The organism is Streptomyces sp. SID13726 (assembly GCF_010548375.1).
Taxonomy (GTDB): Bacteria; Actinomycetota; Actinomycetes; order Streptomycetales; family Streptomycetaceae; genus Streptomyces.
Map to the genome: position 1 here is coordinate 1 of NZ_JAAGLY010000075.1, position 831 is coordinate 831.

Here is an 831-nt window from a genome sequence, read left to right on the forward strand (position 1 = left end):
ACTCGGTCCAGCCCGCACCGTCCAGGTCGTACTCCACGGACGCGACGCCGGAGCCGTCGTCGGTCGCGGTGAGCTGCACGGACGCGGAGCCGACGTAGGCGCCGTCCTCGTCCTGCGCGCCGCTGAGCTGCGTCTCGACGACCGGGGCCGTCGTGTCCTCGCCGGCGTCGGCGACGACGACGAACTCCGTGACGGACTCCTCGGACACGTTGCCCGCGGCGTCGGTCGCCCGGTAGACGAGCGTGTGCTCGCCGGGCTCGTCGACGACGAGCGGCTCGGTGTACGGGGCCCAGCCGGCGCCGTCGAGGTCGTACTCGACGCTCTCCACGCCGGACGCGTCGTCCGTCGCGGTGAGGGTCGCCGTGGCGGACCCGACGAACGCGCCGTTGTCGTCCTGCTCCCCCGTGACCTCCGCGGTCACGGTCGGGGCGGTCGTGTCCTGCTCGCCGTCCTCGACGACCGTGAAGGTCACCGAGCCGACCTCGGACACGTTGCCCGCGACGTCGGTCGCACGGAAGGAGACGGTGTGCTCACCGAGGTCGGTGAAGGGCACCGTCGTCGTGTAGGGCAGCCACGCGCCGCCGTCGACCTGGTACTCGACCGACGCGACGCCCGACCCCTCGTCCGAGGCGTGGAGCATGAACGCCGCCGTGCCGATGTACGCACCGTTCTCGTCCTGCTGGCCCATGACCATGGGCTCGACGGTCGGTGCGGTCGTGTCCTCCTCGACGTCGCCCTCGACGACGGTGAACTCCGCGGTCTGGGCCTCGGACGTGTTGCCCGCCGTGTCGGTCGCGCGGAACTGCAGGGTGTGCGCGCCGACGGCGTCGA

Annotated in this window: 1 protein-coding gene; it reads right to left on the minus strand. The window is 72.3% G+C overall.

The genetic code is table 11. The features are described 5' to 3' along the window. Window positions 1-831 (minus strand): Ig-like domain repeat protein (locus G3I78_RS46395; RefSeq protein ID WP_203616469.1); only part of this gene is annotated, 831 nt, incomplete at both ends.